Origin of the sequence: Variovorax sp. VRV01, from assembly GCF_014852545.1 — a bacterium.
GTDB lineage: Bacteria > Pseudomonadota > Gammaproteobacteria > Burkholderiales > Burkholderiaceae_C > Variovorax > Variovorax beijingensis_A.
In genome coordinates, this window is the sequence record NZ_JACVBS010000001.1 from 644,761 (window position 1) to 658,783 (window position 14,023).

Genomic DNA, 14,023 nt, shown 5'->3' on the forward strand with positions numbered 1-14,023 from the left:
GCCAAAAAAATGATGAGCGGGCGAAAACGGTGCGTGCACCGGCCGGGGCCGCAATGAAAAACGCCCCGCTGCGTGCTGCAGCGGGGCGTCGGCTTCAACGGGAGAGGGGGTGGCCTACTTGAGCGCGGTCGTCGCGTTCGCCACCGCGAGCGCCGTCATGTTGACCACGCGCCGCACGGTCGACGACGGCGTGAGCACGTGCGCCGAGCCTGCGGCCCCGAGCAGGATCGGGCCGACCGTGATGCCGTTGGCGCCCGTCATCTTCAGCACGTTGTAAAGGATGTGGGCCGAGTCGAGGTTGGGGCACACCAGCAGGTTGGCCTCGCCCGTGAGCGTGCTTTCGGGCAGCGCGGTGCGGCGCACTTCTTCCGACAGCGCCGCGTCGCCGTGCATCTCGCCGTCGCACTCGATGTCGGGCGCCATCTGCGCGAACAGGTCGCGCGCGAGCCGCATCTTGCGCGCCGAGCCGCGGCTCGAGGTGCCGTAGTTCGAGTGCGAGAGAAAGGCCACCTTCGGCGGCAGGCCGAAGCGGCGGATTTCCTCGGCCGCCATCATGGCGATGCTGGCCAGCATCTCGGCGCTCGGGTCCTCGTTCACGTTGGTGTCGGTGATGAACACCGTGCGCTTCTCGAGCGTGAGCGCGTTGAGCGTGGCGAAGCCCGGCGCGCCGCGCTTCAGGCCGATCAGGTTGCGGATGTGCTCCAGGTGCACGTCGAAGCGCCCGACCAGGCCGCAGATCATCGCGTCGGCGTCGCCCAGGTGCATCATCAGCGCGGCGATGGTGGTGTTGGAGCGGCGCACCATGGTCTTGGCGGCCTCGGGCGTGACGCCGCGGCGGCCCATGACCTTGTGGAAAGTCTCCCAGTAGGTGCGAAAGCGCGGATCGTCCTCGGGGTTGACGATCTCGAAGTCGGTGCCCGCGCGGATGTGCAGGCCGGCCTTCTGGATGCGCGCCTCGATCACGGCCGGGCGCCCCACCAGGATGGGCTGGGCCAGGCCTTCGTCGATGGCCCACTGCGCGGCGCGCAGCACGCGCTCGTCCTCGCCCTCGGCATAGGCCACGCGCTTGGCGGCCGCGATCTTGGCGGCGCTGAATACCGGCCGCATGAACATGCTGGTTTGGTAGACGAAGCGCGTAAGGTGCTGGCGGTAGGCATCCATGTCCTCGATCGGGCGCGCGGCCACGCCGGAGGCGGCCGCGGCCTTGGCCACGGCCGGCGCGATGCGCAGGATGAGCCGCGAGTCGAAGGGCTTGGGAATGATGTAGTCGGGCCCGAAGGACAGTTCCTGCCCGGCATAGGCGGTGGCCACTTCCTCGCTGATGTCGGCCTTGGTGAGCTCGGCGATCTCGCGCACGCAGGCCAGCTTCATTTCTTCCGTGATCTTGCTGGCGCCGCAGTCGAGCGCGCCGCGGAAGATGTACGGGAAGCACAGCACGTTGTTGACCTGGTTCGGGTAGTCCGAGCGGCCGGTGGCGATGATGCAGTCGGGACGCACCGCCTTGGCGAGCTCGGGGCGGATCTCAGGCTCGGGGTTGGCCAGCGCCAGGATGATGGGCTGGCCGGCCATGGTCTTCACCATGTCGGCGCTCATCACGCCGGGCGCCGAACAGCCCAGGAACACATCGGCGTCCTTCACCACGTCGGCCAGGGTGCGGGCGCCGGTGTCTTTCTGGGCGTAGCGCGCCTTGGAGTCGTCGAAGCCGCCCGCGCGGCCCATGTAGATCAGGCCCTTGGAGTCGCAGGCATGGATGTTGGCGGGCTTGGCGCCCAGGCCCACCATCACGTCGAGGCAGGCAATGGCGGCCGCGCCGGCGCCGGAGACGGCGATCTTGACCTCCTCGATCTTCTTGCCGACCAGTTCGAGGCCGTTGATGAGCGCCGCGGCCGAGATGATGGCCGTGCCGTGCTGGTCGTCGTGGAACACCGGGATGTTCATGCGCTCGCGCAGCTTCTGCTCGATGTAGAAGCACTCGGGCGCCTTGATGTCCTCGAGGTTGATGCCGCCCAGCGTGGGCTCGAGCGCCGCGATGATCTCGACCAGCTTGTCGGGGTCGTTCTCGGCCAGTTCGATGTCGAACACGTCGATGCCGGCAAACTTCTTGAACAGGCAGCCCTTGCCCTCCATCACGGGCTTGGCGGCCAGCGGACCGATGTTGCCCAGGCCCAGCACGGCGGTGCCGTTGGTGACCACGCCCACCAGGTTGCCGCGCGCGGTGAACTCGGCCGCCATCGACGGATCGGCCGCGATGTCGAGGCAGGGGTAGGCCACGCCGGGCGAATAGGCCAGCGACAGGTCGCGCTGGTTCAGGAGCGGCTTGGTCGGGCTGATGGAAATCTTGCCCTTGACGGGCGAGCGGTGGTATTCGCGCGCTGCTTCGCGAAGTGCTTCTTCGGCGGGTGACAGGTTAGCAGCCATGAAAAGTCTCCTTGTTTCTGACGGGCAATGAGGCTACCGCAAAAAGCCGCCGCTTCTTCTCCGGGCAGGCACGGGTTTTGGTGCAAAGGGCGCGGATTCCCGGCCTGCCGACTCGCTAAACTCCCGGCTGTTACCAAGCTTTAACGCTTGGCGGACACAGCATGCATCGGCCTTGCGGCCGGCCATCGTCAACAACGAAGAACGACCCAGGAGGGGAGCGCATGACGCCCGGACCTTTCACGAGTACAGAGCCCGACGTCGTGGTCATCGGCGGGGGCCCGGCGGGCTCCACCGTGGCCGCGCTGCTGGCGGACAAGGGGCACGACGTGGTGCTGTTCGAGAAGGCGCACCATCCGCGCTTTCACATCGGCGAGTCGCTGCTGCCGATGAACATGCCGCTGTTCGACCGCCTGGGCGTGCGCACCGAGGTCGAGGCCATCGGCCTCAGGAAGCATGGCGCCGAGTTCGTCTCGCCATGGCACGACCATTCGAGCCACTTCGACTTCGGCCAGGCGATGGACAAGAGCTTTCCCTATGCCGTGCACGTGCGCCGCTCCGAATTCGACGAACTGTTGTTCCGCCACGCCGGCAAGCGCGGCGCGCGCACCTTCGAGGGCCAGCGCGTCATGGGCGTGGACATGGACGCCGGCAAGGGCACGCCCGACAACCGCGTGCTGGTGAAGATCAAGGCCGAGGACGGCACCGAAACCAGCTGGCGGCCGCGCTTCGTGATCGATGCGAGCGGCCGCGACACGCTGCTGTCGAACCAGTTCGACGCCAAGCAGCGCAACCGCAAGCACGCGAGCGCGGCCCTGTTCGGCCACTTCGAGAATGCACAGCGCCGGCCGGGCCGCTACGAAGGCAACATCTCGCTCTTCTGGTTCGACCATGGCTGGTTCTGGTACATCCCGCTGAAGGACGGCACCGTGAGCGTGGGCGCCGTGGCTTCGCCCGCCTACTTCAAGCGCCGCAAGGGCTCGCTCGAAGAGTTTCTGATGGAAACCATTGCGCTCGCGCCCAAGCTGGCCGCGCGCCTTGCGAACGCCACGCTGATGGAGGGCGCCACCTCCACTGGCAACTACGCCTACGACTCCAGGTTCTGCCGCGGCGACCGCTTCATGATGGTGGGCGACGCCTATGCCTTCGTCGATCCCATGTTCTCGTCGGGCGTGTACCTGGCGATGAACAGCGGCTTCGAGGCCGCCACCGCGGCCGACCACTGGCTCAGGGGCGAGATGAAGGAGGCCGAGAAGGCTTTCCGCCACTACGAGAAGATCATGAAGCACGGGCCGAAGATGTTCTCGTGGTTCATCTACCGCATCACCTCGCCCGCGATCCGCAGGCTCTTCATGGCGCCGCGCAACATCTGGCGCATGCAGGAGGCGCTGCTGTCCATATTGGCGGGCGACCTGTTCCGCAACACGCCCATCGGCCCGCGCTTCTGGGGCTTCAAGGTGACGTACTACGCGTCCTGCCTGGGGATCCTGCCGCAGGCCGTGAAGACCTGGGCATGGCGGCGGCGCAACCTCAAGGAATCGCTCGAGGCGGCTGCAAAGAGCTGAGCTTCAGTCAGGGGCGACCGTGTGCTGCGCCAGCGCCTCGAGCGCGCGCACCAGCGCCGAGTGGTCCTGCTGGCCATGGCCCAGTGCGGCGCAGGCGTTCATGAGCTGCGCCGCGCCCGCGGTCTGCGGCAGCGCCATGCCCAGCGAACGCGCGCTCTGCAGCGCGAGGTTCAGGTCCTTCTGGTGCAGCGAGATGCGGAAGCCCGGCGCGAAGGTGCGCTTGATCATGCGTTCGCCATGCACCTCGAGGATGCGCGAGCTCGCGAAGCCGCCCATCAGCGCCTGGCGCACCTTGGCCGGATCGGCACCGGCCTTGGACGCGAACAGCAGCGCCTCGCCCACGGCCGCGATGTTGAGCGCCACGATGATCTGGTTGGCCACCTTGCAGACCTGGCCGTCGCCCACGTTGCCCACCAGCGTGACGTTCTTGCCCATCTTCTCGAGCAGCGGCCGCACCTGGCCGAAGGTGCCTTCGTCGCCGCCGCACATGATGGTGAGGCTCGCGGCCTTGGCGCCCACCTCGCCGCCCGAGACCGGCGCGTCGATGTAGCCGCAGCCGAGCGCGATGATGCGCTTGGCGAAGCCCTTGGTGGCTATCGGATCGATGGAGCTGCAGTCCACCACGATCTTGCCGCGCGAATCCTTCAGCCCTTCGGCCACGCCCTGCGTGCCGGGCTCGCCGAACAGCACCTTCTCCACGTCGGGCGTGTCGGGCACCATGATGAAGATCACGTCGGCCTGGCGCGCCACCTCGGCCGCCGAGGCGCAGATGGTGGCCTTCGATATGAAGGGCTCGGGCGTGTTGCCCTGGGTGTTCACGAAGAGCTGGTGCCCGGCGTCGAGCAGGTGCCCCGCCATGGGCGCGCCCATGATGCCGAGGCCGATGAATCCGATTTTTTGCGATTGCGACATGTCTCTGTTTCCGGTTTGAAGTTGTCTTTATTGCGTGAGCGCCTTGCGCCAGCCGAGGCCGTTCACGGTGTCGGTGCGCGGCTTGTATTCACAGCCGATCCAGCCGTCGTAGCCGATCGCATCGATGTGCCTGAAGAGCCACGGGTAGTTGATCTCGCCCGTGCCAGGTTCGCCGCGCCCGGGGTTGTCGGCCAGCTGGATGTGGCCGATCTGCGCAAGGTGCTTCGACAGCGTGTTGCCCAGTTCGCCTTCCATGCGCTGCGCGTGGTAGATGTCGTACTGCACCCGCAGGTTGGAAGAGCCCACCTCGTCGATCAGCGCCAGTGCCTGGTCGGTGCGCGTCAGGAAGAAGCCCGGGATGTCGAAGGTGTTGATCGGCTCGATCAAGAGGCGCAGGCCGGCCGCCTCGAGCTCGCCGGCGGCAAGGCGCAGGTTCTCGACCACGGTCTTGTGCGCCGCCTCGGTGCTCACGCCCGCCGGCAGCTTGCCGACCAGGCAGTTGAGCTGCGGGCAGCCGAGCGCCGTGGCGTAGTCGATGGCCATCGCGATGCCTTCGCGGAACTCGCCAGTGCGATCGGGATGGCAGGCGATGCCGCGCTCGCCCTTGTCCCAGTCGCCGGCCGGCAGGTTGTGCAGCACCTGCTGCAAGCCGTTGGCGCGCAGCGCGGCCGCGAGCTCCTTCTTTTCGAAGGGGTAGGGGAACAGGTATTCCACCGCCTCGAAGCCGGCCTTGGCGGCGGCCTCGAAGCGCTGCATGAACGGCAGCTCGGTGAAGAGCATCGTGAGGTTGGCTGCGAACTTGGGCATGTGTGCTTCTCCTTGCTCAGTCCAGCATCTCGGCCGCGACGGCCGTGGGTGCATCGGCCGGGTGCTCGGCCAGCGGCTCGAACTCGGTGATGTTGTCGATCTCGGTGCCCATCGCGATGTTGGTCACGCGCTCCAGCATGACCTCGATCACGACCGGCACGCTGAACTCGGCCATCAGTGCTTCGGCGCGCTGGATCGCCGGTGCGATCTCTTCCTGCTTGTTCACGCGGATCGCCTTGCAGCCCAGGCCCTCGACCACTTTCAGGTGGTCCACGCCGTAGCTGCTTTCGATGCCCGCATCGGGCCCCGCGTTGATGTTGTCGAACGCGAGCTGCACGCAGTAGTCCATCTCGAAGCCGCGCTGCGCCTGGCGGATCAGGCCGAGGTAGGAGTTGTTGACCACGATGTGGATGTACGGCAGCTTGAACTGCGCACCCACGGCCAGCTCCTCGATCATGAACTGGAAGTCGTAGTCGCCCGAGAGCGCGACGATCTTGCGCGCCGGGTCCGCGGCGCGCACGCCCAGCGCGGCCGGGATGGTCCAGCCCAGCGGGCCGGCCTGGCCGCAGTTGATCCAGTGGCGCGGGTTGTACACGTGCAGGAACTGCGCGGCCGCAATCTGCGAGAGGCCGATGGTGCTCACGTAGCAGGTGTCGTTGCTGAAGTTGTTGTTCATGCACTGGTACACGCGCTGCGGCTTCATCGGCACATCGTCGAAGTTGGTCTTGCGCAGCATGGTCTTCTTGCGCTCGATGCACGATTTGGCCCACGCGCGGCGGTCGCGCAGCTTGCCGGCGGCCTTCATTTCCTCGGCCACGGCCACGAACTGCTCCAGCGCGGCCTTGGCGTCGGACACGATGCCGAAGTCGGGCGTGAACACGCGGCCGATCTGCGTGGGCTCGATGTCCACGTGCACGAATTTGCGGCCCTTGGTGTAGACCTCGACCGAGCCCGTGTGGCGGTTGGCCCAGCGGTTGCCGATGCCCAGCACGAAGTCGCTCGCGAGCATCGTCGCGTTGCCGTAGCGGTGGCTGGTCTGCAGGCCGCACATGCCGGCCATCAGCGGATGGTCGTCAGGGATCGCGCCCCAGCCCATCAGCGTGGGGATCACCGGCACGCCGGTGGCCTCGGCAAAGCGCACGAGCAGGTCGGACGCATCGGCATTGATGACGCCGCCGCCGGCCACGATCAGCGGGCGCTCGGCGGCCTGGAGCATGCCGATGGCCTTCTCGATCTGGGCCCGCGTGGCGGCGGGCTTGTAGGGAGTGAGCGGCTGGTAGGCGTCGATGTCGAATTCGATCTCGGCCATCTGCACGTCGAAGGGCAGGTCGACCAGCACCGGGCCCGGGCGGCCCGAGCGCATCAGGTGGAAGGCCTGCTGGAACACCTGCGGCACCTGGCCGGGCTCGCGCACCGTGACCGACCACTTGGTGACCGGCTTGGAGATCGACTCGATGTCGACCGCCTGGAAGTCTTCCTTGTAGAGCCGCGCGCGCGGCGCCTGGCCGGTGATGCAGAGGATCGGGATCGAATCGGCCCAGGCCGAATAGAGGCCCGTGATCATGTCGGTGCCCGCGGGCCCCGAGGTGCCGATGCACACGCCGATGTTGCCGGCCACGGCGCGGGTGTAGCCCTCGGCCATGTGCGAGGCGCCCTCGACGTGGCGCGCGAGGATGTGCGAGATGGTGCCGCGCTGGCGCAGCGCGGAATACATCGGATTGATGGCCGCGCCGGGCACGCCGAAGGCCTGCGTCACGCCTTCTTTTTCCATCACCAGCACGGCGGCCTGGACCGCTTTCATTTTTGCCATGGGACTGTCTCCTTGAGTGAGGTCCACTGTAGGAAGGGGAGACCATTCGAAGAAGACGGCTGCGGACCATAAAACCTATTCCAAGCTGGAATAAGTGATTACGATGCCGGCCATGGACAGATTGTTGGCAATGGAGATGTTCGTGCGCGTGGTCGAGACCGGCAGCTTCTCGAAGGCGGCGCTCGAATTCCACACCACGCAGCCCACCGTGACCAAGCAGGTCGCGGCCACCGAGGCGCGGCTGAAGGTGCGGCTGCTCAACCGCAACACGCGCGGCGTGAGCCTCACGGAGCCGGGCGCGCTCTACTACGAGAAGTGCAAGAACATCGTGCGCGAGGCCGAGGAGGCCGAGAGCATCGTGCAGCTGCGCCAGAACCAGGCGCAGGGGCTGCTGCGCATCGGCACCTCGGTGGCCTTCGGCCGCCGCGTGGTGGTGCCGCTGGCGCTCGAATACATGCGCCGGCACCCGCAGGTGCAGCTCGACCTGAGCTTCGAGGACCGCTACGTCGACCTGATCGCGCAGGGCATCGACGTGGCCATCCGCATGGGCAAGCTGGCCGATTCCTCGCTGGGCGCGCGCTACCTCGGTACCAACCCCTGGGCCATGGTCGCGGCGCCGGGCTACCTGAAGAAGCACGGCACGCCCCGGCGCGCGCAGGACCTGAGCGCGCACGTGGCGCTCATCTACAGCAGCGTGGTGGGCGACGAGTTCTGGCGCATGCACACGCCCAAGGGCGATCCGGTGACGGTGCCGGTCTCGGGGCGTTTTCGCTCCAACAACCTTTCCGCGGTGCTGGCCGCGGCGCGCGACGGACTGGGCATTGCGCTCATGCCGCGCTACGTGGCGAGCGAATCGCTGGCCTCGGGCAAGGTGCTCGAAGTGCTCGGCGACCATACGCTGCCCGAGCAGGAGATCCACGCCGTCTTCCCCTCGCCCAAGCTGGTGCCGGGCAAGGTGTCGGGCTTCGTCGCCTTCCTGCAGGGGCGCTTTGCCGAAGGCTGGTGGGGCGGCTGAGCGCGCTCACGCCTGCTTCAGGCCGGCACGAAGGCGCCGTGCAGGCCCAGCGGCAGGGCGTAGGGCAGGGTGGCTTGTGCCACCGGTCCCGCCGCCAGGTGGTCGGCCGCGAAGCACGACAGCACGGTTTTCTGCCGGCCGAAATCGAGCACCGTGCCCAGCACCCAGCCCGGCTTGGTACCGTCCGGCACGAAGACATGCTCTTCCACCATGGCCTGGGCGCCGTAGCTGAAGCGCTGGCTGCGGCCGCTTTCGACATCGGTGCGCGCAATCGCGCCGAAGCCCGGCACGTCGGGGCGCGTCTGCGTGGCATGAACCACATGGCGGTGGCGCAAGCCAACGCGCCGCGGGTCGATGCGCGGAAACTCGGCTTCCTGCGCCAGCGCCTGCTGCGTGGCCTTCCCGGTGCCGAGATTCAGCGTGGCGACGGTCAGGCGCGGGTCGGTGCTCTTCACGCGGCGTGCGCGCATCACTTCGCGGTTGGTCGTGAACACCGAATCGGCGTTGTCCGAACGCACGTAGTCGATGTGGACGAGGGTGCCGCGCGGTGTGTCTTCCTCCCATGCATTGCCGACGTGGAACAGGAAGCCGGCCGGCAGCGTGAGCAGCTGGCGCCGCTCCCAGTCCTGCTTGTCGACCACCAGGGCGCGCATGCCGAGTTCGGGCCGCCAGACATGGGCGTCGAGAAAGCTCGCACCCGCCTCCTTGCGCTTGCCGTCGTAGACCAGCGGCGGCATCAGGAACACCAGGTGCCGCCCGGTCACGGCGAAGTCATGGACCATCGGCATGTCGGCCACCGGCACCACGGCTGCGCGCCGCAGCGCGCCTTCGGGCGCAATCTCGTACAGCGCCAGCAGGCCCTGGCCGGAGCTCACGCCAAAGTTCCACACCGTACCGTCCGGATCGACCTTGGGATGGGCCGAGAACGGCATGCCCGCGAGGTCGGACCGCCAGGTCTTCACGCCCAGCGTGTCGAGCGTGCGCGCGTCGACGCGCGTGGCCGAGCCGCCTTCCCACAGCGCCAGCACCTCGCCCTGCATCGGCAGCACGCTGGTGTTGGCGACGTTGATGCTGTCGGCCGAGGTCGGCGGCTCGACGCCCGGCGGCATGGTGCCGAAGGCCTCGAACAGGCGGCGGCCGGCCCGCACCTCGGCCACGCGCTTGGGCGTGGCGACATAGCGGCCCTGGTGCCGCACGTCGGTCCCGTCGATCACGAAGCGGTGCACCATGCCGTCGCCGTCGAACCAGTGGTGGTAGCGCTCGCCGCCCAGGTCGTGGCCGGCCGGGCCGATGCGAAACAGCGTGCCGGCCACGGCATCGGGAAAGCGCCCGCGCACCATGGCGCGGGTCAGCGGCAGGTCGTCCGGGGGCGTGGCGAAGCCGGTCTTCCAGGGCGCACCGGCGGCTTCGAACCGGGCTTGCCAGTCGTCGGCAGTGCCGGCGGCGCGGGCCAGCGGTGCCAGCAGGGGCAGGGCGCCGGCCGAGGCCAGCAGGCGCAGGAGTTCGCGTCGTTCCATGGCGTCTTGCTCCTCAGCGCAGGTGAATGACGGTCTGCAGGTCGGCATCCACGCTGATCGCCGCGGCTTCGAAGGCCGGCGCGGCGCGGTTGCCCTTCGCGTCGTTCGAGAAGCCATAGCGCTCGGTCGGCATGCCCAAGAGGTTGGCGTCGAGCCTGCCGTTGCCGTTCTCGTCGGCAAAGGCTCGCAGCGCATACCGCCCCGGCGCCAGTCCCGCGAACACGAGCCGGGCCTTGCCGCCTTGCATCGGCGCGGTCTGCGAGGCCACGGCCTTGCTGTCGGCATAGCTCGCGGCGTCGTTGTACAGCGCGACGTACAGCGTGGCGCCGTTAGCCGGGCCGTCGGCCACGGTCACGCTCAGGTCGGCCGCGAGCGCGGCCAGCGGGGAGAGCAGCGCGACGCTGCACAGGGCGCACAGGCCCGCTCGGGGCAAAGGAAAGTTCATGGAGAGCCTCGTCGGAAGTTGGAGGCCCCGACGATCCCTCAAGCGCCGCGCGCCTCCCAGCGCCATGCGACGAAGCGCGCCAACGTCCGCGCGAAATGCGCCCGGCCGGCGCAGGGCGCGCCTGCTTCCGCGGCCTCGCGGGCCCGCGGCCGCGAGCCCACCGGGCTTCAGTGGCCCTTCTTGTCCTCGCCGGGGCTGGTCTCCAGCTGGCCCGACTCCGCGAACAGGCTCCACGCCGCCATGAACAGCGCCGCGATCACCGGACCGATCACGAAGCCGTTGATGCCGAAGATCGCCATGCCGCCGATGGTCGACATCAGCACGATGTAGTCGGGCATCTGCGTGTCCTTGCCCACCAGCACGGGGCGCAGGATGTTGTCGACCAGCCCGATCACGAACACGCCCACGAAGATCAGGATGCCGCCCTGCCAGAAATGGCCGGTGGCAAGGAAATAGATGGCCACCGGCCCCCAGATGAGCGCCGCGCCCACCGCGGGCAGCAGCGAGAGAAAAGCCATCAGCACGGCCCACAGCAGCGCGCCCTGCACGCCCAGCAGCCAGAAGGCCAGCCCGCCGATCGCGCCCTGCGCAATCGCCACCGCCACGTTGCCCTTGACGGTGGCGCGGATCACGGTGGTGAACTTGTTGAGCAGATAGTGCGTGTGCGGCCTGGCAAGCGGCACGGCCTCGCGCATCGATTTGGAAAGCGCTGCGCCGTCGCGCACCAGGAAATAGAGCAGGTACAGCATCACGAAGAAGCTGATGACGAAGTCGAAGGTGTTCTGGCCGATGGTCAGCGCCTGGCCGGCGATGAGCTGGCTGCCCTGTGCCGCGCCCGCGGAGATGCGGGCCTGCCAGGCCTCCATGTCGCCGAGGTTGAAGCGGTCGAACAGGTTCAGCAGCCATTGCGGCACGGCGTTGAGGATCTGCTGGAAGTAGGCCGCGAAATTGATCTGCCCCGAACGGATGCTCTGCGTGACCTGCACGATTTCCTGCACCAGCGACACCCCGACCATGGCCAGCGGAAGAATCACGATGAAGAGGCAGATGGCCAGCGTCGAGAGCGCCGCGGCGTTGTGCCAGCCCGGCATTTTCTTCAGCAGCCGCTTGTAGAGCGGCGTGAACAGGATGGCCAGGGCCACGCCCCACAGCACCGCGCCGAAGAACGGCATCAGCACCCAGAGGAAGGCGACCGTGACGGCGGCGAGCAGGGCGAGGAACACGCCGCGCTGGAGTTGGGGTGAATTCATAGGTGATTCGGACTGTAGCCGAGCCTGAATGCACCGCCGTGTCGGTGGGCACCCCTTCGTGCGGAAGCGCCCCGGGGCGCCGGCGCGTCAGCGCCTGGCGCGCGGCAGCGCCACCGGCGCCAGCGTGGCGCGCAGCCGGGCGGGCGCGTCGGGCCCGGCCGAGGTTTCGACCTCGAGCGAGCGCTCCACGTTGCCGATGTGCTCGATCATCAGCTGGCGCGCCCTGGCCGTGTCGCCGGCCTCCAGCGCGGCCACGATGGCGCCGTGCTCCGCGCAGGACTGCCCGGCCTCGTGCCTCGACTGGTAGAGCGTGGCGGCCAGCGTGGTGCGGGCCGTGAGGTCGCGCAACACGTCGACCAGCAATTGGTGGCCCATCTGCTCGGCCAGGCAGACGTGGAAATCGGCCAGCAGGAAGGCGCGCGTGGCCGCGTCGGCGCCCTCGATGGCGCGCTGCTCGTCGGCGATGTGGTCGCGCAGCTTGCGGATGGCCTTCTGCAGCGGCCGGCCTTCGCTTTCGGCCAGGATGCCCGCCTCGACGATGCGCCGCGCCGAAAAGGCGTCGCGCGCTTCCTCGGCCGAGGGCTCCACCACGTACCAGCCGCGGCGCGACTGCACCTCGACGAAGCCGCGCGCCTGCAGCTGCATGAGCGCCTCGCGCACCATGGTCCGGCTCACCGCGAAGTTTTCGGCCAGCGCCTGCTCGCCGAGCCGCTCGCCCGGCGCGAGCTTTTGCGCCAGGATGGCCTCGACCACGCGCTCGGCGATGGAGGTGGGGTTGACGTCAGCGGCCATCGGTCGTTTTCAGCGGCTGGCGGCGCCCGCGCCCACGGGGACTGCAGGCACGTCGGCCTCGGCCAGCGGCTCGTCGTCGGGAGAGTAGGAGCCGTCGAGCACCGCATGGGCGCGCTCGCGGTCGATGTCGCCTTCCCAGGCCGCGATGGCCACCGTGGCCACGCAGTTGCCGATCAGGTTGCCCAGCGCGCGCGCAATGCCCATGAACCAGTCGACCGAGAGCACCAGCACCAGGCCGATGGCCGGAATGGCCGGAATAGCATGCAGCGTGGCGGCCAGCACCACGATCGCCGAGCCCGGCACGCCGTGCGCGCCCTTGGAGGTGACCAGCGCGATCGCAAGGATGGTCAGCAGGTCCGCCATCGAGATCGGCGTGTTGGTGGCCTGCGCGATGAACACTGCCGCGAGCGTGATGTAGATCGAGAAGGCGTCCAGGTTGAACGAATAGCCCGTGGGAATCACCAGGCCCACCGTCGAGTCGCGGATGCCCATGCGGCGCAGCTTGGCCATGATCTGCGGCAGCACGCTGTCCGACGAGGTGGTGGCAAACACGATGGCGAGCTCCTCGCGCAGGTAGCGCAGCAGCTTCCACAGGCTGAAGCCCGACATGCGCATGACCAGCCCGAGCACCACGAACACGAACACCAGCACCGCGCCGTAGAACAGGGCGACCAGCATGCCCAGCTGCTTGAGCGAACCGATGCCGTACTTGCCCACCGTGAAGGCGATGGCGCCCAGGACGCCGAGCGGCGCCAGCTTGATGAGGATGCCCATGATCTTGAACAGCACCAGCGAAAGCGCGTCCACCACCGTGGCCACCGGCTTGCCGCGCTCGCCCAGCAGCGACAGCGCGCAGCCGAACAGCACCGCGAACAGCAGCACCTGCAGCACGTCGCCGGTGGCAAAGGCGTTGACCACCGTGGTGGGGATCAGCTTCATCAGGAACTCGACCGTGCCGCCGCTCGTGAGCTTGTCGGCGTTCGAGGCGTAGGCGCTCATGGCCGTGGCGTCGAGCTTGCCCGGATCCACGTTCATGCCCACGCCGGGCTGGAACACGAAGGCCAGCACCAGGCCCATGGCCAGCGCGACGGTGGTGAGCACCTCGAAGTAGATCAGCGCCTTCACGCCGACCCGGCCCACGCGCTTCAGGTCGCCGGCGCCCGCGATGCCGTGCACCACCACGCAGAACACCAGCACCGGGATGATCATCTTGATCAGCTTGATGAAGCCGTCGCCGAGCGGCTTGAGCTTGACGGCGAACTCCGGCATGAAGAGGCCGGCGAGCACGCCGAGCACCAGGGCAATGACGACCTGGCCGAAGAGCGATTTGGCGAAGCGAGGCATGGAAGTCTCCTGGGTTGTCTTGGCGGTGTTTGCATGCAAGGATCGCTTTTCTTGCATACAAGCAATGTAGGCAAGAAGACTTCGAGGAAGCCAGAGGGTATTCCCGGGCTTCACGGCTGAAGGGGTCAGGCGGAGTGCCTCCCGGTGTTGT

11 protein-coding genes are annotated in these 14,023 nt (G+C 67.9%); 2 read left to right on the plus strand and 9 right to left on the minus strand.

Annotation, left to right across the window (positions count from 1 at the left end; all coding sequences use genetic code 11):
- Positions 1 to 114: 114 nt before the first annotated feature.
- Positions 115 to 2,418 (minus strand): NADP-dependent malic enzyme, encoded by a 2,304-nt coding sequence (locus IB278_RS03175; protein ID WP_145745420.1) that lies wholly within the window; start codon positions 2,416 to 2,418, stop codon positions 115 to 117.
- 221 nt (positions 2,419 to 2,639) lie between these two features.
- Between IB278_RS03175 and IB278_RS03180 the strand changes: the two genes are divergently transcribed.
- Complete coding sequence (locus tag IB278_RS03180) at positions 2,640 to 3,980, plus strand: NAD(P)/FAD-dependent oxidoreductase (RefSeq protein ID WP_145745418.1); 1,341 nt, start codon at positions 2,640 to 2,642, stop codon at positions 3,978 to 3,980.
- A gap of 3 nt (positions 3,981 to 3,983) precedes the next feature.
- Here IB278_RS03180 and IB278_RS03185 read toward each other — a convergent pair whose 3' ends face one another.
- From IB278_RS03185 to gcl, 3 genes are read right to left on the minus strand one after another with little or no spacing between them, the layout of a single operon-like run.
- Entirely contained in the window at positions 3,984 to 4,892 is a 909-nt protein-coding gene (locus IB278_RS03185; RefSeq protein WP_145745416.1) for a 2-hydroxy-3-oxopropionate reductase, read from the minus strand.
- A 27-nt stretch (positions 4,893 to 4,919) separates the two neighbouring features.
- Positions 4,920 to 5,699, minus strand: coding sequence for a hydroxypyruvate isomerase (gene hyi / locus IB278_RS03190; protein ID WP_192322582.1), 780 nt, complete (start codon positions 5,697 to 5,699; stop codon positions 4,920 to 4,922).
- A 16-nt stretch (positions 5,700 to 5,715) separates the two neighbouring features.
- The gene (gcl, locus tag IB278_RS03195; RefSeq protein WP_145745412.1) at positions 5,716 to 7,509 is read right to left on the minus strand and encodes a glyoxylate carboligase; all 1,794 of its coding nucleotides are present in this window, start codon (positions 7,507 to 7,509) and stop codon (positions 5,716 to 5,718) included.
- A gap of 112 nt (positions 7,510 to 7,621) precedes the next feature.
- On the opposite strand from gcl, the gene IB278_RS03200 reads away from it, so the two are divergent.
- Positions 7,622 to 8,524, plus strand: a complete 903-nt coding sequence (locus IB278_RS03200) for a LysR family transcriptional regulator (RefSeq protein WP_192322583.1) — start codon at positions 7,622 to 7,624, stop codon at positions 8,522 to 8,524.
- 17 nt (positions 8,525 to 8,541) lie between these two features.
- On the opposite strand, the gene IB278_RS03205 is transcribed toward IB278_RS03200, so the two are convergent.
- The 5 genes from IB278_RS03205 to IB278_RS03225 all read right to left on the minus strand — a co-directional run bounded on the left by IB278_RS03205 (position 8,542) and on the right by IB278_RS03225 (position 13,872).
- The gene (locus IB278_RS03205) at positions 8,542 to 10,041 is read right to left on the minus strand and encodes a carotenoid oxygenase family protein (protein ID WP_192322584.1); all 1,500 of its coding nucleotides are present in this window, start codon (positions 10,039 to 10,041) and stop codon (positions 8,542 to 8,544) included.
- A 13-nt stretch (positions 10,042 to 10,054) separates the two neighbouring features.
- Positions 10,055 to 10,486: a DUF2141 domain-containing protein gene (locus IB278_RS03210; RefSeq protein ID WP_145745406.1), complete on the minus strand. Its 432-nt coding sequence runs from the start codon at positions 10,484 to 10,486 to the stop codon at positions 10,055 to 10,057.
- Positions 10,487 to 10,653: 167 nt separating this feature from the next.
- Complete coding sequence (locus IB278_RS03215; protein WP_145745404.1) at positions 10,654 to 11,736, minus strand: AI-2E family transporter; 1,083 nt, start codon at positions 11,734 to 11,736, stop codon at positions 10,654 to 10,656.
- Between the two features lie 87 nt (positions 11,737 to 11,823).
- Positions 11,824 to 12,528 carry a GntR family transcriptional regulator gene (locus IB278_RS03220; protein WP_145745402.1) on the minus strand — a complete coding sequence of 235 codons (705 nt, stop codon included), beginning with the start codon at positions 12,526 to 12,528 and terminating at the stop codon, positions 11,824 to 11,826.
- 9 nt (positions 12,529 to 12,537) lie between these two features.
- Entirely contained in the window at positions 12,538 to 13,872 is a 1,335-nt protein-coding gene (locus tag IB278_RS03225) for a C4-dicarboxylate transporter DctA (protein ID WP_145745400.1), read from the minus strand.
- Positions 13,873 to 14,023: the final 151 nt, after the last annotated feature.